Origin of the sequence: Kitasatospora papulosa (assembly GCF_000717245.1) — a bacterium.
Classification (GTDB): domain Bacteria; phylum Actinomycetota; class Actinomycetes; order Streptomycetales; family Streptomycetaceae; genus Streptomyces; species Streptomyces papulosus.
The window spans coordinates 20,070-43,827 of record NZ_JNYQ01000007.1; the positions used below are offsets into that span (position 1 = coordinate 20,070).

Here is a 23,758-nt window from a genome sequence, read left to right on the forward strand (position 1 = left end):
GAGGCACCGTACGCCACCACGCACCCGGTCCACGTGCACAGGCCGGCTGTGCCATCGCGAGGGAGGGACACATGAGCCGCACCGTCATCCACGGCGGCCTCGTCGTCACCGCGTCCGACGAGATCCACGCCGACGTCCTCATCGAGGGCGGGCGCATCGCCGCCCTGGCCGCCCACGGCACCGACGCCGCGACGAGCTGGAGCGCGGACCGCAGGATCGACGCCACCGGGATGTACGTCCTGCCGGGCGGTGTCGACGCGCACACGCACATGGAGATGCCGTTCGGCGGGACCTACGCCGCCGACACCTTCGAGACGGGCACCCGGGCCGCGGCGTGGGGCGGTACCACCACGATCGTCGACTTCGCCATCCAGACCATGGGGCGCTCCCTGCGGGAGGGCCTCGACACCTGGCACGCGAAGGCCGACGGCAGGTGTGCCGTCGACTACGGCTTCCACATGATCCTCTCGGACGTGAACGAGTCCTCGCTCAAGGAGATGGACCGCCTGGTCGCCGAGGGCGTCACCTCGTTCAAACTCTTCATGGCCTACCCGGGCGTGTTCTACAGCGACGACGGCCGGATCCTCCGCGCCATGCAACGGGCCTCCGGCAACGGCGGCCTGGTCATGATGCACGCCGAGAACGGCATCGCCATCGACGTCCTGGTCGAACAGGCGCTCGCCGAGGGGCGTACCGATCCGCGCTACCACGGCGACGTGCGCAAGGTGGCGCTGGAGGCGGAGGCCACGCACCGCGCGGTTCAGCTCGCACGGGTCGCCGGTGCGCCGCTGTACGTCGTCCACGTATCGGCCGACGAAGCCGTCGACGAGATCGCCGCCGCCCGCCACAAGGGGCTCCCGGTCTTCGGCGAGACCTGCCCGCAGTACCTCTTCCTCTCGACGGACAACCTGGCCGAGCCCGGCTTCGAAGGCGCGAAGTACGTCTGCTCGACCCCGCTGCGCCCCCGCGAGCACCAGGAGGTGCTCTGGCGCGGTCTGCGGAACAACGAGCTGCAGGTCGTCTCGACCGACCACTGCCCCTTCTGTTTCTCGGGCCAGAAGGAGATGGGCAGGGGGGACTTCTCGAAGATCCCCAACGGCATGCCGGGCGTGGAGCACCGCATGGACCTGCTCCACCAGGCCGTCGTGGACGGCCACCTCTCACGCCGCCGCTGGGTCGAGATCGCCTGCGCGTCCCCCGCCCGGATGTTCGGTCTCTATCCGAAGAAGGGGACCATCGCACCGGGTGCCGACGCGGACGTCGTCATCTATGACCCCGGCGCGGAGCAGACCATCTCCGCGGAGACCCACCACATGGCCGTCGACTACTCCGCCTACGAGGGAAGGCGGGTGACGGGCCAGGTCAGGACGGTGCTGTCACGGGGTGTGCCGGTCATCGAGGACCGCGCGTACGTGGGTCACGCGGGCCACGGGACGTATCTGCCGCGGGGCACCTGCCAGTACCTGTGAGCCCGGCGCGGGCGCTGTGCCGCCGCCGGCCCCCGGAGCCGGCGGCGGATGGGCGACGGTGCTGCCCCTACTCCTTCACGAAGGCCAGGAGGTCGGGATTGATGACGTCCGGATGCGTCGAGAGCATGCCGTGGGGATAGCCCTCGTAGCTCTTCAGCCTGCCGTTCGGCAGGAGCTTCGCCGAGAGCGGGCCCGCGTCCTCGTAGGGGACGATCTGGTCGTCGGTGCCGTGGGCGACCAGGACCGGCACCTCGATGCTCTTCAGGTCCTCGGTGAAGTCGGTCTCCGAGAAGGCCTTGATGCACTCGTAGTGGGCGTTGGCCGCGCCCCGCATGCCCTGCCGCCACCAGTTGTCGATCAGCCCCTGCGACACCTCGGCGCCGGGGCGGTTGAAGCCGTAGAACGGCCCCGAGGGCACCTCGATGTAGAACTGGGCGCGGTTGGCCGCCAGGGAGGCGCGGAACCCGTCGAAGACCTCGATCGGCAGACCACCGGGGTTCGACTCGGACTTCACCATGACCGGGGGCACGGCGCTGACGAGGACCGCCTTCGCGACCCGGCCCGGCTCGGCCCGTGCGACGTAACGGGCCACCTCGCCGCCGCCGGTGGAATGGCCGATGTGCACGGCATGCCGCAGGTCGAGCGCCTCGGCCAGCACCGACACGTCCGCCGCGTAGGTGTCCATGTCGTGCCCCGCCGCGCTCTGCGAGGAACGCCCGTGGCCCCGCCGGTCGTGGGCGATCACGCGATAGCCCTGGGCGAGGAAGTACAGCATCTGGCTGTCCCAGTCGTCCGCGCTGAGCGGCCAGCCGTGGTGGAACACGATCGGCTGGGCGTCGCGCGGCCCCCAGTCCTTGTAGTAGATCTCCGTGCCGTCAACCGTGGCGACCGTGCCCATGGCCGATCCTTCCGCTCGAAGTGCTCGTGCGTGGAGTGGGCGGAAACCGTCACCGCCCAGGAGGCCGTGACCTCACTCAAACGACATAAACGATACCTTTTGCCCCCAAAAAGCTCATTCTGTGGAGGTCCCGCGGTCCGTCCGCCGGACACGAGCACCCGCACCCGGGCGATGCCCGCGACGCGCCCGCACGGCGGTCGACGTACGGGGTCGGGCGGGGCCCGATGTGGAAAGCTCGGTCGCGGCACGGCGCCGACGCGCGCCCGAGCCGTCCGGCGTGCCCCGGAGCGTCCGAGGGCCGCTGCCCGCGCCGGTCCCGGCATCCGCAGACCCACGTCCCCCGCCAGCAACGGACCAGGAGCATCTGTATGGATTTCGGACTCGTCCTCCAGACCGACCCGCCCGCCTCGGCCGTCGTCGGACTCATGCGCCGCGCGGAACGCAACGGCTTCCGCTACGGCTGGACCTTCGACTCGACCGTGCTGTGGCAGGAGCCTTTCGTCATCTACAGCCGGATCCTGGAGCACACCGACCGGATGATCGTCGGGCCCATGGTGACGAACCCGGGCACCCGCACCTGGGAGGTCACGGCCTCCACGTTCGCCACGCTCAACGAGATGTACGGGAACCGCACCGTCTGCGGCATCGGGCGCGGCGACTCCGCGATGAGGGTGGCGGGCCGCAGACCGAACACCCTGGCCAGACTGGGCGAGGCGATCGAGGTGATCAGGGACCTCGCCGAGGGGCGCGAGGCCGTCGTCGACGGACAGCCGGTCCGGATCCCGTGGGTGAAGGACGGCAAGCTGCCCGTCTGGATGGGCGCGTACGGGCCCAAGGCCCTCGCCCTGGCCGGGGAGAAGGCCGACGGCTTCATCCTTCAGCTGGCCGACCCCTACCTCACCGAGTGGATGGTCAAGGCGGTGCGCGACGCGGCGGCCGCGGCCGGGCGTGACCCGGACTCCGTCACCATCTGTGTGGCGGCGCCCGCCTACGTGAGCGACGACCTGGACCACGCGCGCGAGCAGTGCCGCTGGTTCGGCGGCATGGTCGGCAACCACGTCGCCGACCTCGTCTCCCGTTACGGCGAGCACTCCGGTCTCGTGCCCGAGGCGCTCACGGCGTACATCGCCGGACGCTCCGGATACGACTACAGCCATCACGGCCGCACCGGGAACCCGGACACGGCCTTCGTCCCCGACGAGATCGTGGACCGCTTCTGCCTGCTGGGGCCCGCCGACGCGCACATCGAGAAGCTCCAGGTGCTGCGCGACCTGGGCGTCGACCAGTTCGCCGTCTACGACATGCACGACGCGAGGGAGGCGACCATCGACGCCTACGGCTCCACGATCATTCCCGCACTGTCCGCCTGAAAGGCGCGGACGAGAGCGGGTGCCCGTGCCCTTTCCGACGAACTCCTTCGCGTGCCGAACGGATTGTGCGCCGCGATCGCACAGTTCCGCGGCGCGCGGCATCCCGGAATTGCGCCGCCCCGCACGGCGCAGGTGCGGGGCGTACGGATGAACGAGACAGTGGGACGTGGCGTCGTGACACCGGCCGACCGGGAAGGAGCGTGCGCGTCATGACCAAGAGGAAGAACCTGAAGAAGGGCGAAAGCGTCTCCTGGCAGAGCCACGGGCACTCCGTGCAGGGGAAGGTGAAGCGGAAGATCACGGAGCGAACCGAGGCCGCCGGCCGCACTGTTGACGCCTCGAAGGACGAGCCCCAGTACGAGGTCGAGAGTGACAGGACCGGTCGCCGGGCGGTGCACGAACCGGATTCGCTCCGCAGGAAGGGCTCCTCGTCGTGAGCGGGGAGCGCGCCACGAAAGAGAGGTGACGGGCACTCGGGGGCGGTATTCACCCATGAGCCGTGGGCACGGCCCGCAGGGCATTGGGGTGACGCCCGGCGCCGGGTGGCGGCGGCGACCGCGAACCGTGTGCCGCGTACCGCGTAACTGCTCGTGCAGGGGCCTTAATATGCCGTCAGCGAATTGTCGGTGACCCGGCGGCCGGCCGACCGCGGATACACACGCGCCGGAGAGAAGTCTCTGAAGGGCAGATGCATATGGCCGAAGGAACAGTGCAGGTATTCAGCGCCGAGAAGGGTTACGGATACATCCGCCCCAGTACGGGCGGGCCCGAAATCATCGTTCACTTCTCGGCGATCGTCGAGGCATGTCCCGTGGGGCTCGTGGCGGGGCAGACGGTGAGCTTCGACATCGTCCAGCGCAGACGCGGGCCCGAGGCCGAGCGGGTACAGATCTCGGCACCTCGCTGAGCCTGGGAGCGTGGGCCGGGACCGGCGCCGAGCAGGCCGGCACCACCGCCGGTGCGGCCGGCCGAGCGCGTGCGTCAGGGACGCCGCCCGGTGCGGTCGCGGTGGGTGAGCCGGTTCTGGAGATGGGACAGGGGGCGGGTGTGCCGTCCACGCAGGGCCGCCCTCGCCGCGTTGGCTCCGGGGGCCCCGTGGACTCCTCCACCGGGGTGCGCGGAGGCTGAGGCGAGGTAGAGGCCGGGGACAGGGGTCTCCGGCCGGCCGGTGCCCGGGGAGGGGCGGAAGACCAACTGCTGGTGCATCGCCGTGGTGCCGCCGTTGATGGCGCCGCCGTGGAGGTTCGCGTCCATGCTCTCCATCGTCGGCGGGGAGAGGACGCGACGTGCCCTGATGAGGCCGCGGAACCCGGGAGCGTACCGCTCGACCTGCGCCTCGACACGGTCGGCCATGACCTCCTGCTCCCGGCCGTCCCAGGAACCGGACAGCCCCTCGTCCCCGGCGTCCCCCCGCACGCGGTGCGGTACATGCGTGTAGGCCCACGCGGACTCGGTTCCCCCGGGTGAGCGGCCGGGGTCGGTCGTGGTCATCTGGCCGAAGAGGGCGAAGGGCCGGTCGGGGACGCGGCCCATGGCGATCTGCGCCGCGAACCGGGTGAGGCCGTCGACGCCCTCCGCCAGATGGACGGTTCCGGCGTGCGCCGCCTCCGGGCAGGCCCAGGGCACCGGGCCGTTCAGCGCCCAGTCGACCTTGAACGTGGCGAAGTCCCACTGGAAACGCTTCAGGTCGCCGAGCAGCCGCCCGGGCAGGTGCCGCTCGGGGACCAGGGAGCCGTACAGGGCCGGCGCGGACACATCGGCCAGGACCGCCCGGCGGGCAGCCACCTCCTCGCCGCTCCCCGTGCGGACGCCGACGGCCCGTCCACCGCGTACGACGACCTCGGTGACCTGTTCCCCGCAGCGGACGCTGCCGCCACGGCGTGCCAGGCGGCGGACCAGCGCGCCGGTGAGCGCCCCGGAGCCGCCCGTGGGCACGGGAAAGCCGTAGGTCTGGGCGAGCATGGACATGAGCCAGCCGAAGCCCCCGCTGCCCGCCGATTCCGGGGCGAGGTCCGCGTGCAGGGCGTTGCCCGCGAGCAGGAGCCTGCCGCCCTCGCCCCGGAACTCCTCCTCGCCCAGTCGCCGCACCGGCAGCACCATCGTCCTGGCCAGCCGGAGCCCGCCGGCCGCGCGCAGCCGTAGCGCGAGGCGTGCCCCGGCGCGAAGTGGAGGGAAGGGAGTGAACAGGGCGTCGAGGATGTCGGGCCGCAGCCTCTCCCAGACCTCCCGCAGCTCCTGCCACGCCGCTCCGTCCCCTGGGGCGAACGCCTCCAGGCTCGCGGCGGTCTCCTCCGGATCGCGGCTGAGGACCGCGCAGCGGCCGTCCAGCAGCGGGTGGGCCAGAACCTTCGGCGCGTGGCTCCACTCCAGGCCCTCGCGTTCCAGACGCAGGCCGGCCAGCACGGGGGAGGCGGCGGCGAGGGGGTAGAAGGAGCTGAAGAGGTCGCTGGTGAAGTCCGGGTCGACCCCACGGTCGTGCCTGACCGCGCCTCCGGGCTCGTCCTGGGCCTCCAGGACCTCCACGCTCCAGCCCGCGTCGGCCAGCAGGTTGGCGGCGACCAGCCCGTTGGGGCCCGCCCCGATCACTACAGCGTCCGGCATGACTCGCTCCTGGCTCGGTGCGCGGTTCCGCACGGGTGTGGCAGCTGGTCCCGGTGCCGGGTTCAGGTCGCGCGCGGCAGCGGACGCCCCGTGTCCGTGCCTACGTCCGCGTCCTCGCAGACGTGGGCGAGGCGCCCGAGCATCGCGCGGTGCCGCACCTGCTGCGCCACCTCCAGCAGGCCGTTGTGCAGAGCGCCCCCGGCTCCGCGCAGCGGGTGTTCGTCGAAGATGAGCAGGGTGTTCCCTCCCCAGGGCCGCAGCTCCATGGCGATCCTCGCCGTACCCAGCCGTCCGCTGTCCGCCTCCAGTTCGAGGACGGACGCCGGCTCGCTGCGCCGCACGACGGTCCGGTTGTGCAGGGTCAGGGGCCCGAGCCTGATCTCGTAGCGGAGGGCCGCCCCCACGTCCGGCCACCGTCCCTCGTCGGGCTCGGCGCGTGCCGTGCCGACGACCCAGTCCCCGTAGCGTTCCGCGTCGGAGAGGACCCGCCACACGTCCTCGGGTGTCCTCCTGATGAGGCGGTGCCGTACGGCCATGTCGTCCCTCCGCTGTTCGAAGTGCCGCGTCGCTCGCCGCGCGTTCCCACGCTAGGTCCCCTTACGCACTGCCGCACGGGGAGGAACGACCGCCGCCTCTTCGGCCGCTGCCTGACGGCACCGGGCTGTGGACGTTCGTACAGTGCCGCGTCCCGGCAGACGATGCCGCCTCGTACGTCCTCGGACCAGCGGCGACCCGCTACACGCGTCGTACACACTCCTCGAAGCCGCGGTCCGGTGCCCCCACGCCCTCACGCTGCGGGGGACTCGGGGCGAAGGCATGAAGGGTGCCTGACGGGCAACCAGGTGAGCTGTCGGTGACGATACGGCAGACAAAGGGGTCGGCGGTGCCCGAGCTCATGGGGAAGATCCGGCGGCAGTCCGGATACGAGTTCGCGGCAGTGCGAAGAAGTACGGGCAGGGCCCTGCGGCATTCCGGCCCCGAACGTGCGACCGCTGTCCAGGCACTCAAGGCGGCCGGCGCGGCCATGGCGGCCTGGGCGCTGGCGGCCTTCTGGATCGAGAGCCCCATGGCTCTGATGGCCCCGTGGACGGCCCTGGTCCTTGTCGACACGACGGTCTACCGGTCACTGCGTGCCTGCGTGCAGCAGATGGTGATCATCTCCGTCGGCGCCGTGTGGGCCTCGGCGGCGATGTACCTCACGCGCGGCAGCACCTTACCGGCGATGGCCGTCTCGCTGCCTCCGCTCATGCTCATAGCGGGCTACCGAAGACTGGGTGCGCAGGGTGTCTACGGCGCGACGACGGCGTTGTTCGTGATCGCCTACGGCTCCTACCAGCCGGGGCAGATCGGTCATCGCCTTCTGGAGACGCTGATCGGCGCCGTCATCGGCCTCTCGGTCAATGCGTTCGTCCTGCCGCCCGTGCGTCTCAACGACGTCTGCGCCAACCTCCACTCCCTGGCCATGGAATGCGCAGGTCTGCTGCGAGCGATCGCGGACGGCCTGGAGGAACCGTGGGGCCCGAGTCAGGCGGAGGCGTGGGAGGACCGTGCGACCAGGCTTCACCGCGGCGTCCGAGCCGTCTCCGAGGCGCGGCACAAGACCGTCGAGAGCGTGCGTCTCAATCCGGGACGGCGTCTGCGCCGCCCCCACCGCACGCCTCCTCCGACACCGGACACCGACCGCCGGTGGCAGAGCGTCGTCCACCACCTCACGGCACTCACCCGCACGCTGTCCGGCGTGGCCGCCCGGTCCCATGGCCTCTCCGCACCGCCCGACCGGTTCACCAACGATTACGCCGCGCTGACCCACGCCGTGTCACGACTGTGCCAGGAACAGGCCGAAGCGCTCGCGTGCCCCGGAAGCGGCAACGCGGAACCCGGCCACGGGCAGGCGGCCGAGGCATGGCGGCAGTACGAGCAGATGCTCGGCAGGCTGCAGACGCAGGCGGACCCCGCACGCACGGTGGTCAGCGGAGGGCTGCTCGTCGAGATCCGTCAGCTGCTGCTGTCCCTCACCCCGGCACAGGCACGTGACGTCTCATCGGGTCCCCGGGGCGCCCGCCCGGCTGCCTGACCGGGTGACGCGTGCGGACCTGCCGATGAGGAGACCCCGCGTCGCCCCGCGGCTAGGTGCGGGGAAACATGCCTCCTGGCGTATGACCGTCGTCGTCGGCGGAGGGATGGACGGCCGTCACTTCCCGTTCTCGGCCGTTCCACGAACGCCAGAGAGCCGCGTACGCGCCGTTCGCGGAGATGAGTTCGTCATGGGAACCGAGCTCGACGATCCGGCCGGCCTCCATGACGGCGATCCGGTCGGCATCGTGTGCCGTCTGGAGACGGTGCGCAATGGAGATCACCGTGCGGTCGGCGCGTACGGCGGCCATGGCACGCTCGGCCTGCCGTGCCGTCATGGGGTCGAGCAGCGCCGTCGCCTCGTCGAGGATCAGTGTGTGCGGATCGGCGAGATCGACCCGGGCCAGGGTGAGCTGCTGAGCCTGTGCGGCGTCCAGTCGCACTCCGCCCGGCCCGAGACGGGTCTCCAGTCCTTCCGCCAGTTCCCCCGCCCAGTCGGCCTCGACCCGGGCGAGCGCCGCGAGCATGGCGTGGTCGTCCGCCTCCGGCGCCGCGATCGCGAGGTTCTCCCGCAGGGTTCCCAGGAACACGTGGTGCTCCTGGGTGATCAGCACGATGCGGTTGCCGAGGGCACCCGCGGCGGAGAGGGCAGCCACCGGGACACCGCCCACGGTGACCGTCCCCGTACGGGGTGCTCCCACGCCGGACAGCAGCTTGCCCAGGGTCGACTTGCCCGCACCCGAGGCGCCGACCAGGGCCAGCCGCTCACCGGGACGCACCGTCAGGTCGATGCCGTCCAGCACGTCGTGCGTCCCCGAGTAGGCGAAGTGCACCCGGGAGACCTCGATGCGGTCGTCGGCCGGCCGGCGGGTGTCGGGGGCGGTCTCGCCGGTGACCAGGCCGACGCCCTCGATCCGGGCGAGGGACGCCCCACTGCGCTGGAGCTGCTCCACCCAGGTGAGTGCGCGGTCGAGGGGATCGACCAGCTGCCACATGTAGAGGCCGCCCGCCACCACCACGCCCAGGTCGACCGCACCGTCGAGGTAGGCCAGCCCTCCGGCCAGGAGCACCAGCGTCAGGGGCAGAGTGTGCGCGAAACCGGTCACCGGGAACAGCACCGTACGCAGGAACAGGGTGCGCCGGCCCGCTCGGTACGCCGCGTCGACGGCCTGGTCCGTGTGGAGCACCCGGTCCGCGCCCAGGCCGAACGCCTCCACGGTGTGGGCACCCTGGGCCGTGGCGTTCAGGGCCTCGGCGACGTCCGCACCGGCCGCGCCCTCCGTGAGATAGGCGTCCCTGGCCCTGGCGAGGTACCAGCGGGCGGCCCACCACACGAGGGGCATGCCGACGAGTGCGCACAACCCCAGCAGCGGATGCAGCAGGAACACCGCTGCGAAGATGAAGAGGGCCTGCACGGCTGCGAGGAACACGTCCGGTGCCGCGTTCCGCAGGGCGGAGGCCACCGTGGCGACGTCCACGGACGAACGGGTCACGAGATCGCCGGTGCCGACCTGTTCGACCACACGGGCCGGCAGGGCGAGGGTCCGGTCGAGCACCTCCTCCCGCAGCCGTGCCAGGGCCCGTTCGCCGAACCGGTGGGAGTGGAAGCGGGCGTACCGGGTCAGCACCAGCTGGGTCACGGCGAAGCCGAGTACGCCGAGGGACAGCAGGTCGACCTCGGACGCGGTGATGTCACCCTGTTCGACCCCGGTGACGATGTCGCCCAGCAGCCATGGGCTCGCGAGGCCCGCGAGCGAGGCGAGGCAGGTCAGGAGGACGATGCCGGCCATCGCGCGCCCGTCGTCCTCGATCAGGGCCCGCACCGCCCGGCGGCCGGTCGCGCCGTCGGCGACGGGAAGGCGCGGTGTCTCCGGTGACGCGCTCATCGGCCCGTTCCCTCCTGGGCGTCGGACACCGGGACGGACGGCAGGTCCGCGCCGGCGTCGCGGAAGACCAGCTCGCGGTAACGGGGCTGCCGTGCGAGCAGTTCACCGTGGGTCCCCACCGCCACCACCCGGCCGTCCACCAGCAGCGACACCCCGCTCGCGTGGCCCAGGACCAGCGGGGACGTGGTGACGACGAGGGTGGTGCGCCCCCGCCGCGCGGCCTCGACACGGGCGGCGACGGTGGCCTCGGTGTGCGCGTCCAGGGCCGAGGTCGGCTCGGCCAGCACCAGGATCTCGGGGTCGGCGAGAAGCGCCCGTACGAGCCGCAGCCGCTGCCGCTGACCACCGGACACGTCGGCGCCGCGGTCGCTCAGACGGGAGCCGAGGCCCCCGGGCCGTGACTCGACGATGTCCTCGGCCACGGCGGTGCGCAGCGCCCGCTCGACCTCGTCGTCGGAGTGCTCGCCCACGGAGACCGCCGCGCGCACCGGACCGCTGAAGAGGTAGGCGTCGTTGCCGGCGAGGAGGATGCGACGGCGCACCTCCGCGAGATCCACGCCGGAGAGCGGGACGCCGCCCCAGGTGACGTCGGAGTCCGTGTAGCGGACCAGCCGGTCGACCACGGCGCGCGCCTCGTCGGACCGGGCGCTCACCAGGGCCGTCATCCTGCCGGCGGGAACGACCAGCCCGGAGGCCGGATCATGCAGGTCGGCGGGACCGCTCGGCGGGGGCACCGGGGTCTCCCGGCTCTCCACGTCGGGCGTCAGCGCGAGGACGTCCGTCACCCGTCGCGCGGAGACGAGTCCGCGGGGGAGGTCGTCCGCGCCCTCGACGAAGAACGTCACCGGGGCCAGGAGAGCGGCGACGTAACCGTAGACGGCCACCAGGTCGCCGACCGTGATGGCGCCGTCGGCCGCCATCCGTGCGGCGATCCAGGTGACGAGGGCCAGGAAGAGGACCGGCAGACAGGCGCCCAGGGCCTGCACCCAGCTGGTGAGCGAGGCGACGCGGTACCCGTCGGCGAGCAGGGCCTGGGACCGTTCGCGGTAGCGGCGGGCGAGCACCGGCTTCCCTCCGACGCCGTTCAGCACGTGCAGGCCGGTGACGACGTCCACCGCCTGGGCGGTGAGGTCCCCCTGCTTCTGCCGGTAGGTCCCTTCGGCGCCGTGCAGCCTCTGCATCAGCGGGCCGACGGTCACGGCCAGCAGGGGGACGCCGAGCAGTACCACGAGCGCCAGCGGTGCGGAGATGCGGAACAGCAGCACGGCGGCCGCGGAGTAGGCGATCACCGCGCCCACACCCGGCCCGGTGACGGTCAGGGTCTGTGCGATCCGGCTCGTGTCCCCGGCCTGCAGATGCGTCAATTCACCAGCGGACACCTTGCCCGGCAGAGCCGCGCCGAGCCGGGTGACCTGCCTGACGACGACCTGCACCGTGCGGTACGCGGCGTCGACCCGGATCAGGGTCATCGTGCGGTGGCGCAGGATGCCGAGGACGGCGATGAGCGCGCCGACCGTGAGGAGGGCCGACACCCACAGGACCAGTTGCCCCTTGTCTCCTGCCCTGAGGCCGCGGTCGACCGCCTGTGCCATGAGGTACGGCGGCAGCATCAGCGCGCACATCCAGGAGCTGCCCCACAGGGCTCCCAGAAGGACCCGGCCGCGCTGCCTCGTCACCAGCCACCACAGGAAACGCGCCGGGCCGCGGTGATCCGGTTCCCCGGGATCGGTGTCGGGGACCCGGTGCGCGTACGTACGCGGGTCCGGCCCTTCGCTCACCTCGCACCATCGGGTGTGCGGGGAGCCGGTGTTCCACGCCCACCGGCCGTCGGTCGTGCGCCGCGGTGCCTGCGAGTGGAGATCATCGGTGTCATGCTTTTCGCTCGCCGTGGACTTGTCAAGGCCGCGTGGCGGCGGGGGCGAACGCATCGTGCCGACCCGGCCCGGGCCGGCCGCCGTGCCCGGACACGGGGCCGGCCCGACAGAACTCCGTCAGGACTGCGCCGGGCCCCGGCCGAGCACGGCGCTGACGTCCACGGTGTCGTCCGCGGACGGCGTGGCCGTGGGGACCGGCTTGTCGAAGGCGGAGAAGTCGACGACCGCGTCCGCGCCGTCACCGCGCACGGTGATCCGCACCGGGCGGTTCTCGCCTCCGGTGTCCACGTACGCCGTCAGCTCCTGCCCGTGCAGTGTTCTGGTGACGGGGACGGTGCGGACGCCGTCGACCGTCGTCACCTTCCCCTTGGTGAAGGTCCCCGCGTTCGAGTCGGCGTTGTCGGAGACCAGTTTCTGAAAGGTGTCCAGGTCGCACGCGTCCACCACGGGCCGCAGCCTCGAGTCCGACGCCGAACCCTTCAGGTAGCGCCCGGCGAGGACGGACTCGAAGGTGGAGCCGCCGACCGGGACCTGGTTCTCCCAGAAGTCCGCGTCCGGTTTCACCCAGACCGAGTCGCCGTGCTTGATGATCTCCACCTTGCCCTTGCCCTCGCCCAGGTCGACTCCGCCCGCGCAGTTGCCGCTCCGGTCCAGGCCGAGGTCGACGGTCATCGGGGACCGGTCCTTCCCCAGGTCGCCCCGCGCACGCAGATGCAGGGACCCGACGTCCAGCAGGGCGTCACGTGAACGGTCGGCGATCTGCTGGGCGGGGAGCGATTCGATGTCGTCGTCCGCCTGCGCCACCGTGCCGACAGTGCCGCCGGTGACGGCGAGCAGGGCGACCGCCGCGCAGGCGGCGGCCCGTGTGGCGATGCGCTGTCCTGTCACCGCGCCTCCTCGGAACGTCCCTGTTCAGCGCCTTCTGGGGAGGAATTCACCCCTCCTGGCGAGCGTACGCCCGCGCGGGGTTGCCTGCCCGGCGGACCTGGAGTACGGAGGGTGAGGTTCGGCGCTGTTTTCGGCTACGGACGGTGGGGGAGAGCAGCCCTGAAGATCACCGGAACTCACCGGAACCAAGGGGAGACATGAAGAAGCTGTCCATGGGGAACGCCGTCCGCGCACTGGTCAGGGGGACGGCCGTCACCGGTCTGACCGTCGCGCTCGCCGTTCCGGCCACCGCGGCGGTGGCCGTCGCACCCGCCGCCGCGATTCCGCCCGGCCTGTCGTGCGACACCGGCAAGCACGCGATCGACGACTACACCGGGTACGCGCTCTGCAGGAACGACGGATCCGCCACCCGGACCTTCTGGGTGCACCTGGTCTGCGGCTGGTCACCCGACGTGGACGGTGAGCACGTCACGCTGAGGCCGGGCGAGTCCGGTCAGTCGACCGCCCACTGTGCGGGCCTCGGTACGGGGATCGGCGAGATCCACGTGCGCCCGTAGTCCCGGAGGCCGGGCACCTCGCTCGTGCGGGACGTCGCCGTGGTCCCGCCCGTCGGGTGCCCGGCTCCCCGGTCCCCCTCGTCCCCCCCTCGCGGGCGGGGGAGACGGAAGCCGATCCGCGCGGGGTGCTTGAGCGGGCCCCGACGCCTCGTTACTCTCCAGTAGAACCGCTCGGGCGGACCCCCGTGGCGGACCCCGGGGCCGGTGTTCCGGCGGACGCGAGGAGGCGGTGGCGATGTCCTCAGCAGACCCCACGGAGCGGCCCGGACCGGCGCGGCCCACGGAACCCGCGGTTCCGGCCGGGCTGGTGGACTGCGCCCGGGAGCTGGCCGAGGGCGGGACGACCTCGTCCCGCACGGTCGCCGATGCGCTCGCACGCATCGAGGCGAGCGGGGGCACCCTCAACGCCTTCCGGCACCTGCGCACGGAGGCCGCACTCGCCGAGGCCGCGGAGGCCGACCGCCGGCTCGACGCGGGGGAGCGGCTCCCCCTGCTCGGGGTACCGGTCGCGGTCAAGGACGACACCGACGTCGCGGGCATGCCCACCTACTTCGGCTGCGACGGCGTACTGCCGCCCGCGACGGCCGACAGCGAGGCCGTCCGCAGGCTCAGGGCCGCCGGGGCCGTCGTCGTCGGCAAGACCAACTCCTGCGAGCTGGGGCAGTGGGCGTTCACCGAGGGGCCGGCGTTCGGCGCCACCCGCAACCCCTGGAGCACCGCTCACACCCCGGGCGGCTCGTCCGGCGGTTCAGCGGCGGCCGTGGCCGCCGGACTCGTCCCTGCCGCACTGGGTTCGGACGGTGCGGGCTCCATCCGTATCCCCGCCGCCTGGACCCACCTCGTCGGCATCAAGCCGCAGCGGGGCCGGATCTCCGTCCACCCCCACAGCGACGCCTTCCAGGGCCTCACGGTCAACGGCCCGCTCGCCCGTACCGTCGCCGACGCCGCACTCCTCCTGGACGCCGCGGCGGGACCGCACCCCGGTGACCCGCACCGCCCGCCTGCCGTCGACGCCTCCGCCGCGGCCCGCCGCGACCCGGGCAGGCTGCGCATCGGCCTGTCCCTGCGGCCACCGCTCACCCTCACGCGCAACGCCCCCCATCCGGAGGTCGTGCGGGCTGTCACCGAGCTCGCCGAAGCCCTCGCCCGGCTCGGCCACCACGTCGAGGAGGCACGACCCCGCTACGGGCTGATCGGCCTTTCCTTCGTGCCCCGGGCCACGGCGGGCATCGCCGAGCTCGCCGCGCTGCACCCCGAACCCGGGCTCCTGGATCCGCGCACCCGCAGCGCCCTGCGCACCGGGACCCGTCTCGGCGGCCGCGTCGTGCGGGCCGCCCGCGCGCGGGAGGTGCGTCAGCACGCCAGGATCGGCGCCTTCTTCGACACCGCCCGCGGCGGCCCCGGATACGACGTGCTGCTTACCCCGACCACGGCGGCCCCGCCCCCGCGGGTCGGGGCCTTCGACCACCTCAGTGCCTGGCGCACCGACCTCGCGATGACCTCGGCCTGCCCCTACGCCTGGCCCTGGAACGTCCTCGGTTGGCCGGGCGTCAACGTCCCGGCAGGCTTCACCCGCGACGGCCTGCCCCTGGGCGCCCAGCTCCTCGGCCCGTCCCGCAGCGAGGCCCTGCTCGTCTCGCTCGCCGCCCAACTGGAGGCCGACCGCCGCTGGTACGAGCACCGCCCGCCGGAGCTCAGTACGGACGGCGGGCGGTGACCACCCAGGTGCCGGCCTCCAGCAGGACGCCCTCCGGAGTCTCGTAGGGCCGGAAGACGTCCGCCGCCGCGGCGCGGATCCCGTCCGTGACCGGGGGCCCCTGCTTGCGTGACAGGAAGAAGTCCGCCGCGTCCGCAGCGTCCGCGCCCCAGCGGGTCGCGGCGGACACCGGGCGTACGGACACGCCCTCGAAACCCGCCGCCTCCAGTACCACCCCGGTCCGCTCCGGATCCGACAGGGACGCCATGGCCGCCGCCACCGAGGTGTCCACCGCATGGTCCCCGCCCACCAGGGAGGCCAGGCGCGTCAGCGCCTCACGTTCACCGCCGCCCGGCGGGGCGGGACGGGGGCAGACGAACGCCAGACGGCCCCCGGGGCGCAGGGCCTCACCGATGTGCGTGAACGCGGCCACCGGGTCGGCGAAGAACATCACCCCTCCCCGGCTGATCGCGACGTCGAAGCCGCCCGGTCCGAAGGGATGCGCCTGGGCGTCCCCCACTTCGAAGGTCACCGCGCCGTCCCGCAGGTGAGCGCTCAGGGCGCGGGCGCGGGCGACGAGGGGCTCCGAGACGTCGACGCCCGTCACCCGGCCCCGTGCGGCGAGCCGCGCGGCCGCCCGGCTCGTCCCGCCCGTGCCGCACCCGATGTCCAGGACCCGGTCGAGGACGCCGATGGCCGCGGCGTCGAAGAGGGCCGCGTCGAAGGGCGCCAGCATCGCGTCGTACCGGTCGGCGTGAGCGGCCCAGTGGCGGCCGAGAGACCCGTTCCACGCCTCGGCCGCCTTCACGACAGCTCCCCGGCGGGAGTCCGCAGGAGCGCCTCCACGCGCTCGACGGCGAGGATCGCACCGAAAGCGACCAGATGGACCAGGCAGTGATCCGTGGACGGCGGAACACGCCAGGCCGCTACGTCCTCGTCGGTGATCCGGTAGGGGGCCCGTGCCGCGAGCAGCGCGAGCCGGGCCCCCGGCCGGTCCGCCCTCTCCGGCAGCGGCGCGGACAGGGGCAGCGGGGTGACACCGTCCCAGCCCGCCACCGACTCCCGTACGAACGCGGCGTCCCGCGTGCTCAGCAGGCCCGCTCCCTGGTGCGCGGCCGTGCGCAGCGCACCGTAGGCCGTGCCCACCGGGCCCTCCGCCGCCCACGCGGGCGGCTCGCCGGCCGTGCCGAGCAGCGGCAGGGAGGTGCCGGGTGTCAGGTCGCGGCGCACGGTGGCGGCCAGCGAGCGGCCCGCGGTGCTCCGCACCAGCCGGTACTTCTCCACACCGCCGGGCAGCATCTGTTCGGACAGCAGCGAGGAGACCACCCGGTTGATGAAGTGGAAGGCGAGGGCCGTCCCCACGTACTCGTCCGTCTCGTGCGCCGGGAACGGCGGCGGCCCGCTCATGTCCTTGCCCCAGGCGAGCAGCCCGCGCTCGCCGGGGTCCTCCGGTTCGTCGCCCCGCAGCACGGTCTCGGCGAGCCGGTGATCGCCGGTGGCGTGCAGCAGGACCGCGTGCGCGGTCGCGCAGAACGGGCACCGGTTGGCCAGCGAGACCCCGGCGGCCACCAGCTCCTTCCCGGTGCGGGAGGCGCGGCCGGCGAGCAGGGACTCCCGCATCAGCGCCCAGGTGGCGGTGAGAAGGGGAGGGGAGGCGGACAGGACGACGAACGTCGAGGCGTTCCTGATACCGAAGTCGGCGGCCAGCTGCGTGTAGACGTCCGCCACCTCTCCGGTGGCGGACTGGGGCGGTTCGGGCGAGGTGTAACGGAAAGGTCCGGTCATGGCGACGATGCTGCCCCGCGCCGTCCGTCCGGGGCTTCGTACGGCGGGCGACAGCCGTGGCTGCCCCCGGAGGAGCGCTGCCCGCCCGCACTACTTCCCCGGGAGCAGCCGGCACCCCGTCCTCCAGGACGACGCGCCCACCGGCGCGGGGGAGTTACCGTGCCGCTCATGCGGGGGGACATCGACCGGCGGACAGTGCTGGACACAGCGGGCGCGGCGGCGGTGGGGGCCGCCGTCGTCACGGCGGCCTGCCTGGCGTCCTCACCCGGCGCTCTCGACGTGCTGCTCGTCGCGGTGGGTTCCCTCGCGCTCGCCGCGCACCGCCGGGCCCCGCGCCTCGTGCTCGGCGTCACCACGCTCTGCATGTTCGGGTACGCCGTCCACGCCCAGCCGGGGAGCTGGGTGGCGCTGCCCGTGGTGGTGGCCGTCCACGCGGCCGCCCGCAACGGGTACCGCGCCCAGGCGGCCGGGGTGGGAGCGGTGTTCCTCGTCGCCTACTCCGTGGTGCTGCTCGTCTCCGTGCCGGGCCTCCAGGACACCGTGGAGCGCGTGCTGCTCCTCGCGGGCTGGTTCCTGTGCGCCGGTGTCACCGGCCTGATCGACAAGAACTGGCAGGCCTATCTGCGCCAGACCGAGCAACGCGCCCTGGACGCCGAACGGACCCGGGAGGAGGCCGCCCTGCGTCGCGCCGGTGAGGAGAGGCTGCGCATCGCCCGCGAGCTCCACGACTCGCTCACCCACTCCATCTCGATCGTGAAGCTCCAGGCCGGTGTCGCCGTCCACCTCGCCCGCAAGCGGGGCGCCGAGGTGGAACCGGCGCTCCTGGCCATCCAGGAGGCGAGCGGCGAGGCGATGCGGGAACTCCGGTCCACGCTGGAGGTGCTCCGCACGGACGTGGTGGACCCCCGGACCGGCCTCGCCCGGATGGACGAGCTCGCCGGGCGGGCCAGGGCCGCGGGCATCGAGCTGACCGTCCACGTGGAGGGTGACGTCCGGCGCCTCCCGGCCGAGGTCGACGGCGCCGCCTACCGCATCGTGCAGGAGGCCCTCACCAACGTCGCTCGGCACGCGGACCGGGCGGGGACGTCCGTGCGGCTCACCTACGCGGACACGGCGCTCGTCGTGCTGGTCGACGACGACGGCCCCTGCCTCCCCGGTGACCGGGTCACCCCCGGCACCGGCCTGACCGGCATGCGCGAGCGCGTCACCGCCCTCGGCGGCACCCTCGCCGCGGCGCCCGCCGCCCGAGGAGGGTTCTCGGTCCGCGCGGAGCTGCCGCTGGCGCCCCGGACGGCGGCCTCAGGATGATCCGCGTCGGGATCGTCGACGACCAGGCGCTCATGCGGGCCGGATTCCGTGCCCTGCTGGACGCCGAGGAGGGCATCGAGGTGGTCGGGGAGGCCGCCGACGGACGGGCGGCCGTGGAACTGGTCCGCGCGTACGTCCCGGACGTGGTGCTCATGGACGTGCAGATGCCCGTCATGACGGGCATCGACGCCACCCGCGCGATCGCGGCCGATCCCGCCCTCGCCCGGGTCCACGTGGTCATCCTCACCAACTACGGACTCGACGAGTACGTCTTCGACGCCCTGCGGGCCGGGGCCGCCGGGTTCCTGCTCAAGGACACCGAACCGGCCGAGCTGCTCCGCGCCGTCGAGGTGGCGGCCGGCGGTGAGGCCCTGCTCTCGCCCGCCGTCACCCGCCGGCTCATCGGCGCTTTCGTCTCCCGGCCGCCGGACCGTGCCACCGCCCCGGGCCTGGAGACACTCACCCGGCGTGAGCGCGAGGCCACGGCGCTGGCCGCCCGGGGACTGACCAACGACGAGATCGCCGTCCACATGGTGGTCAGCCCCCTCACGGCGAAGACCCACATCAGCCGTGCCATGACCAAGCTGCGCGCCCGTGACCGCGCCCAGCTGGTCGTCTTCGCGTACGAGTCCGGGCTGGTCGAGGCGAGCAGACCCCCCGGCGCTCCGGGGCCCGCCGGACAGGAGTGACCGGTTCCGCCGCGATGAGCGCGGGCCACTGTGGAGAGGGGACCGGTCAGGAGATATCTTGATGTCAAGCAATGTTGCAGACGTGGAGCGGAGCACCCGGTGACTGACTCGACCATCATCTATACGCACACCGACGAGGCCCCTGCCCTGGCGACGTACTCGTTCCTGCCCGTCATCGAGGCCTACGCCTCGACCGCGGGTGTCACGGTGGAACGCCGCGACATCTCCCTGGCGGGACGGATCATCGCCGGCTTCCCGGAGCGTCTCGAGGCCGGCCAGCGTATCGATGACGCGCTCGCCGAGCTCGGCGAGCTGGCCAGGACTCCCGGCGCGAACATCATCAAGCTGCCCAACATCTCTGCCTCGATCCCGCAGCTGAAGGCCGCGATCGCAGAGCTCCAGGCGCAGGGCTACGCGCTTCCGGACTACCCGGACGACCCGCGGACCGACGAGGACAAGGACGTCCGCGCGCGGTACGACAAGGTCAAGGGCAGTGCGGTCAACCCCGTCCTGCGTGAGGGCAACTCCGACCGCCGCGCCCCCGCCTCGGTCAAGAACTACGCCAAGGCCCACCCGCACCGCATGGGTGCCTGGAGCGCCGACTCGAAGACGAACGTCGCCACCATGGGCGTCGACGACTTCCGCTCGACGGAGAAGTCCGTCGTGATCGGTGAGGCCGGTTCGCTGCGCATCGAGCTCGCGGGCGACGACGGCACCACCACCGTGCTGCGCGAGTCCGTACCCGTCCTCGCGGGCGAGGTCGTGGACGCCGCCGTCATGCGGGTCGCCGCGCTGCGTGAGTTCTTCACCGCCCAGGTCGCGCGCGCCAAGGCCGAGGACGTCCTGTTCTCCGTGCACCTGAAGGCCACGATGATGAAGGTCTCCGACCCGATCATCTTCGGCCACGTCGTCCGCGCCTTCTTCCCGAACACGTTCGCCAAGTACGGCGACGTGCTCGCGGCGGCCGGCCTGACCCCGAACGACGGCCTCGGCGGCATCCTCAAGGGCCTCGACTCCGTGGACGCCGGCGCCGAGATCAAGGCGTCCTTCGAGGCCGAGCTCGCCGAGGGCCCCGCCCTGGCGATGGTCGACTCCGACAAGGGCATCACCAACCTGCACGTGCCGAGCGACGTCATCGTCGACGCGTCCATGCCGGCCATGATCCGCACCTCCGGCCACATGTGGGGCCCGGACGGCAACGAGGCCGACACCATCGCGGTCCTCCCCGACAGCAGCTACGCCGGTGTCTACCAGGTCGTCATCGACGACTGCCGCGCCAACGGCGCCTTCGACCCGTCGACCATGGGCTCCGTGCCCAACGTCGGTCTGATGGCGCAGAAGGCCGAGGAGTACGGCAGCCACGACAAGACCTTCGAGGTCCCCACCACCGGCACGGTGCGGGTCGTCGACGGCAAGGGCGACGTCCTCCTGGAGCAGGCCGTCGGTGCCGGTGACATCTTCCGCATGTGCCAGACCAAGGACCTGCCGATCCAGGACTGGGTCAAGCTCGCCGTCACGCGCGCCCGCGCGACCGGCAACCCGGCCGTGTTCTGGCTCGACGAGGGCCGTGCCCACGACGCCAACCTCATCGCCAAGGTCAACACCTACCTGGCCGAGCACGACACCGACGGCCTGGACATCTCCATCCGCACGCCGGAGGAGGCCACGGCGTTCTCCCTGGAGCGCATCCGCCGCGGTGAGGACACCATCTCGGTCACCGGCAACGTGCTGCGTGACTACCTCACCGACCTGTTCCCGATCCTCGAGCTGGGCACCAGCGCGAAGATGCTCTCCGTCGTCCCGCTGATGAACGGCGGCGGACTGTTCGAGACCGGCGCCGGCGGCTCCGCGCCCAAGCACGTCCAGCAGCTGGTCAAGGAGGACTACCTGCGCTGGGACAGCCTGGGCGAGTTCCTCGCGCTCGCGGTCAGCTTCGAGCACCTCGCGACCACCACGGGCAACGCGCGCGCCCGGGTGCTCGGTGACACCCTGGACCGGGCGACCGGCACCTTCCTCAACGAGGACAAGTCCCCGAGCCGCAAGCTCGGCGGCATCGACAACCGCGGCAGCCACTTCTACCTGGCGCTCTACTGGGCCCAGGAGCTGGCGCGGCAGACCGACGACGCCGCGCTCGCCGAGGCGTTCGGGCCGCTCGCCAAGACGCTGGCCGAGCAGGAGCGGACCATCGTCGACGAGCTGATCGCCGTCCAGGGCAAGCCGGCCGACATCGGCGGCTACTACCAGCCCGACCCGGCGAAGGCGGAGGCCGTCATGCGTCCGTCGGCCACCTTCAACAAGGCCATCGCGACCCTGGGCTGATCCCCGGGCCGCACCCCGCACGTACGACCGCCCCGGCAGGCACCCCGCCCGCCGGGGCGGTCGCACGTCCGGACGCGCCCGGACCCCGCCGACGACGCGCGGGGACGGAATCCCGCTCGCCCCGCGGCCGGTCGGCTACGGCACCCGCGCGGTCCACTCCTCCGTGGCGAACTTCGTCTGCACCAGTTCCTCCGCCCGGGCCAGTTCGTCCGTGGTGACCTGGCCGGTGGTCAGCCCGTAGCGGCCGCGGAAGGAGGCGATCATGTGCTCGATCACCTGTTCGCGGGCGAGGCCGGTCTGGCGGCGGAGCGGGTCGACGCGCTTCTTGGCGCTCCTGGTGCCCTTGTCGGACATCTTCTCCTTGCCGATGCGCAGGACCTCCAGCATCTTGTCGGCGTCGATGTCGTACGACATGGTCACGTGGTGCAGCACGGCTCCCGGGCCGCCGTCGGGTCCCACCATCCGCTTCTGGGCTGCGCCGGCGATCTTGCCCGCGTCGGTGGCGATGTCGTTGAGGGGCTGGTACCAGGCCTTGATTCCCATGTCGCCGAGCGCGCCCAGGACCCAGTCGTCGAGGTAGGCGTAACTGTCGGCGAAGGTGAGGCCGGACACCAGCGACTCCGGCACGGACAGCGAGTAGGTGATGGTGCTCATGGGTTCCACGAACATCGCCCCGCCGCCGGAGATCCTGCGCACCACGGTCATCCCGTGCCTGGCCGCGCCGTCGGGGTCCACCTCGTTGCGCAGTGACTGGAAGCTGCCGATGACCACGGCGGGCGAGGCCCACTCCCACACCCGCAGGGTGGGCGCCCGTCGTCCGGCCGCCACCTCGGCGGTGAGGACCTCGTCCAGTGCCATGTGCAGGGCCGGGGCCTGCGGCCCCACGTGCACCAACTGCCAGTCGAAGTCGCTCCATTCGGTCGCGTGGGCCAGCGCCCGCCGAACGGCGACGCCGACTCCCTCGGCGGTGAGCCCCAGCATGACGGCCGACTCCGGCAGCGCCGCCGTGATCCGGGCCGCCAGGCCCGCGGCGTCCGTCGAGGAAGGGGCGCCCTCCAGCGCCCCGTTGATCGAGTGGATCGCCTCGTCGGGCTCCAGGAAGAAGTCCCCGGCGACGCGTACGTCACGCAGCACGCCTTCCCGTACGTCCAGATCCACGACGACGAGCTTGCCGCCGGGCACCTTGTACTCGCCATGCACGGCTTCGGTCCCCTTCCCGTGCGCGCGCAGGGATCCGAGCCTGTTGCTCGCGATCCGGAAATACGCGCACATACATCGCCTCGCACCTTAACGCTCGCTCATGACCGGCGGCCACGCGGCGCCGTGGGTGAGCCCGGTGGCCGGGACGAGGCCCGGGCGCGCTTCCGCACACCCGCCCCTTGCCGGGGAGCTGTTCGAACTGTTCTTGTGTACCCGCAGGACACAGGCGCGGGCGGCGGGCCCGGGTGACGGGCCGCGTGCGAGGAAGCGGTGGCGAGATGGGCCCGGAGACGGACCAGGAGCGGGACGACCGGAGCGTGTGCCCCGGGCGACTGCCCGAAGGGCTGGCCGACGCGCTGCGCGCCACGGCCGAGGAGATCGCGCAGCTGTTGCGTCGTGCCCCGGACACCGGTGCGGCCGTGCCGGGTCTGGTGTGGACGGTGGGGGAGCTGGCCGCGCACCTCGCACAGGCCAACGAGCTGATGGCGGACGTGGCGGCGGGGCGGCCGCGGCGCCACGGCGACGGAACCCCCGAAGGCATCGCCGCAGCCAACGAGCAGGCCCTCGACGCGTTCGCCGAGCGGCGGGCGGACCCCCTGGCCGCGATGATCGTGACCCGGACCGAGGCGTACCTGGAGGCGGTGGCCTCGCACCCCGCGGAGGAGACGCTGCTGACGCCGATGGGCCCGATGAACCGGGTCGTCCTCGGCTCCTACCTCCTGACGCACATGCTGGGACACGGCGTCGACCTGGCCCGCGCGCTGAAGCGTCCGCACATGGTCGACCGGGCCCGGGCCAGGCTGACGCTGCCGTTCCTTCTCGAGGCCATGCCGCGGGTGACCGACGCCGCCGCCACGGCAGGGCTCAACGCCCGTTACGCGGTCCGGCTGTGGGGCGGCGGCCGGTTCGGGGTGACGTTCACCGACGGTACGGCGACCGTGGGCCACGCGTTCCCGGACCGGCCGGACTGCACGATCTCCATCGAGCCCGTGACGTTCCTGCTGATGGCGCTCGGCCGTTGCTCACCGGCGGGGGCCATGGCCCGCGGGCGGGTCCTCGCGTGGGGACGCAGGCCGTGGCTGGGGCCGCGTTTCCCGGAGTACTTCACGGCTCCGTGAGAACGGCGGATCTCCTCTCCCGCCCCG

The 23,758-nt window shown here is 72.5% G+C and carries 20 protein-coding genes; 11 read left to right on the top strand and 9 right to left on the bottom strand.

What is annotated here, in order from left to right; all coding sequences use genetic code 11:
- The first annotated feature begins 71 nt into the window (after positions 1-71).
- Positions 72-1,469 (top strand): dihydropyrimidinase, encoded by a 1,398-nt coding sequence (gene hydA / locus IA22_RS0120180; RefSeq protein ID WP_015579437.1) that lies wholly within the window; start codon positions 72-74, stop codon positions 1,467-1,469.
- A 67-nt stretch (positions 1,470-1,536) separates the two neighbouring features.
- On the opposite strand, the gene IA22_RS0120185 is transcribed toward hydA, so the two are convergent.
- The gene (locus IA22_RS0120185) at positions 1,537-2,367 is read right to left on the bottom strand and encodes an alpha/beta fold hydrolase (RefSeq protein ID WP_014153090.1); all 831 of its coding nucleotides are present in this window, start codon (positions 2,365-2,367) and stop codon (positions 1,537-1,539) included.
- Positions 2,368-2,735: 368 nt separating this feature from the next.
- Between IA22_RS0120185 and IA22_RS0120190 the strand changes: the two genes are divergently transcribed.
- The 3 genes from IA22_RS0120190 to IA22_RS0120200 all read left to right on the top strand — a co-directional run bounded on the left by IA22_RS0120190 (position 2,736) and on the right by IA22_RS0120200 (position 4,644).
- Entirely contained in the window at positions 2,736-3,737 is a 1,002-nt protein-coding gene (locus tag IA22_RS0120190; RefSeq protein WP_015579438.1) for a TIGR03842 family LLM class F420-dependent oxidoreductase, read from the top strand.
- A 209-nt stretch (positions 3,738-3,946) separates the two neighbouring features.
- Positions 3,947-4,174 carry a hypervirulence associated TUDOR domain-containing protein gene (locus tag IA22_RS0120195; protein WP_014153088.1) on the top strand — a complete coding sequence of 76 codons (228 nt, stop codon included), beginning with the start codon at positions 3,947-3,949 and terminating at the stop codon, positions 4,172-4,174.
- 257 nt (positions 4,175-4,431) lie between these two features.
- Positions 4,432-4,644, top strand: a complete 213-nt coding sequence (locus IA22_RS0120200; protein WP_014153087.1) for a cold-shock protein — start codon at positions 4,432-4,434, stop codon at positions 4,642-4,644.
- 74 nt (positions 4,645-4,718) lie between these two features.
- Here the strand turns inward: IA22_RS0120200 and IA22_RS0120205 are convergent, their stop codons facing one another.
- Both IA22_RS0120205 and IA22_RS0120210 read right to left on the bottom strand, forming a co-directional pair.
- Complete coding sequence (locus IA22_RS0120205; RefSeq protein ID WP_014153086.1) at positions 4,719-6,338, bottom strand: phytoene desaturase family protein; 1,620 nt, start codon at positions 6,336-6,338, stop codon at positions 4,719-4,721.
- Between the two features lie 62 nt (positions 6,339-6,400).
- Positions 6,401-6,874 (bottom strand): SRPBCC family protein, encoded by a 474-nt coding sequence (locus tag IA22_RS0120210; RefSeq protein WP_014153085.1) that lies wholly within the window; start codon positions 6,872-6,874, stop codon positions 6,401-6,403.
- A gap of 347 nt (positions 6,875-7,221) precedes the next feature.
- Here IA22_RS0120210 and IA22_RS34175 point away from each other — a divergent pair, with 347 nt between their 5' ends.
- The gene (locus IA22_RS34175; RefSeq protein ID WP_245229590.1) at positions 7,222-8,412 is read left to right on the top strand and encodes an FUSC family protein; all 1,191 of its coding nucleotides are present in this window, start codon (positions 7,222-7,224) and stop codon (positions 8,410-8,412) included.
- Positions 8,413-8,464: 52 nt separating this feature from the next.
- On the opposite strand, the gene IA22_RS0120220 is transcribed toward IA22_RS34175, so the two are convergent.
- The 3 genes from IA22_RS0120220 to IA22_RS0120230 form a co-directional block, all read right to left on the bottom strand.
- Positions 8,465-10,297 (bottom strand): ABC transporter ATP-binding protein, encoded by a 1,833-nt coding sequence (locus IA22_RS0120220; protein ID WP_030124365.1) that lies wholly within the window; start codon positions 10,295-10,297, stop codon positions 8,465-8,467.
- Positions 10,294-12,225, bottom strand: a complete 1,932-nt coding sequence (locus IA22_RS0120225; RefSeq protein ID WP_030124366.1) for an ABC transporter ATP-binding protein — start codon at positions 12,223-12,225, stop codon at positions 10,294-10,296. Before IA22_RS0120225 ends, IA22_RS0120220 begins: the two co-directional genes overlap by 4 nt.
- Before the next feature lie 63 nt (positions 12,226-12,288).
- Positions 12,289-13,059: a hypothetical protein gene (locus IA22_RS0120230; protein ID WP_014153081.1), complete on the bottom strand. Its 771-nt coding sequence runs from the start codon at positions 13,057-13,059 to the stop codon at positions 12,289-12,291.
- Between the two features lie 197 nt (positions 13,060-13,256).
- Between IA22_RS0120230 and IA22_RS0120235 the strand changes: the two genes are divergently transcribed.
- Together IA22_RS0120235 and IA22_RS0120240 are read left to right on the top strand one after the other, a co-directional pair.
- The gene (locus IA22_RS0120235) at positions 13,257-13,616 is read left to right on the top strand and encodes a hypothetical protein (RefSeq protein WP_014153080.1); all 360 of its coding nucleotides are present in this window, start codon (positions 13,257-13,259) and stop codon (positions 13,614-13,616) included.
- 235 nt (positions 13,617-13,851) lie between these two features.
- Complete coding sequence (locus IA22_RS0120240) at positions 13,852-15,333, top strand: amidase (protein ID WP_015579444.1); 1,482 nt, start codon at positions 13,852-13,854, stop codon at positions 15,331-15,333.
- On the opposite strand, the gene IA22_RS0120245 is transcribed toward IA22_RS0120240, so the two are convergent.
- Together IA22_RS0120245 and IA22_RS0120250 are read right to left on the bottom strand one after the other, a co-directional pair.
- Positions 15,311-16,120, bottom strand: a complete 810-nt coding sequence (locus tag IA22_RS0120245; RefSeq protein WP_030124367.1) for a class I SAM-dependent methyltransferase — start codon at positions 16,118-16,120, stop codon at positions 15,311-15,313. The two genes, IA22_RS0120240 and IA22_RS0120245, sit on opposite strands and share 23 nt — an antisense overlap.
- Positions 16,117-17,097, bottom strand: coding sequence for a carboxymuconolactone decarboxylase family protein (locus IA22_RS0120250; RefSeq protein ID WP_030124368.1), 981 nt, complete (start codon positions 17,095-17,097; stop codon positions 16,117-16,119). The genes IA22_RS0120245 and IA22_RS0120250 overlap by 4 nt, the downstream gene beginning before the upstream one ends.
- 168 nt (positions 17,098-17,265) lie before the next feature.
- On the opposite strand from IA22_RS0120250, the gene IA22_RS0120255 reads away from it, so the two are divergent.
- From IA22_RS0120255 to IA22_RS0120265, 3 genes are all read left to right on the top strand, one after another.
- Positions 17,266-18,405, top strand: coding sequence for a sensor histidine kinase (locus tag IA22_RS0120255; RefSeq protein WP_030124369.1), 1,140 nt, complete (start codon positions 17,266-17,268; stop codon positions 18,403-18,405).
- Positions 18,402-19,094 carry a response regulator gene (locus IA22_RS0120260; RefSeq protein ID WP_015579448.1) on the top strand — a complete coding sequence of 231 codons (693 nt, stop codon included), beginning with the start codon at positions 18,402-18,404 and terminating at the stop codon, positions 19,092-19,094. The genes IA22_RS0120255 and IA22_RS0120260 overlap by 4 nt, the downstream gene beginning before the upstream one ends.
- 99 nt (positions 19,095-19,193) lie before the next feature.
- On the top strand, positions 19,194-21,413 hold the full coding sequence (locus tag IA22_RS0120265) for an NADP-dependent isocitrate dehydrogenase (RefSeq protein WP_015579449.1): 2,220 nt from the start codon (positions 19,194-19,196) through the stop codon (positions 21,411-21,413).
- Positions 21,414-21,548: 135 nt separating this feature from the next.
- On the opposite strand, the gene IA22_RS0120270 is transcribed toward IA22_RS0120265, so the two are convergent.
- Positions 21,549-22,613, bottom strand: coding sequence for a lipoate-protein ligase LplAB (locus IA22_RS0120270; RefSeq protein ID WP_030124371.1), 1,065 nt, complete (start codon positions 22,611-22,613; stop codon positions 21,549-21,551).
- Positions 22,614-22,891: 278 nt separating this feature from the next.
- On the opposite strand from IA22_RS0120270, the gene IA22_RS0120275 reads away from it, so the two are divergent.
- Entirely contained in the window at positions 22,892-23,731 is an 840-nt protein-coding gene (locus IA22_RS0120275) for a maleylpyruvate isomerase family mycothiol-dependent enzyme (protein WP_014153072.1), read from the top strand.
- The last annotated feature ends 27 nt before the right edge of the window (positions 23,732-23,758 follow it).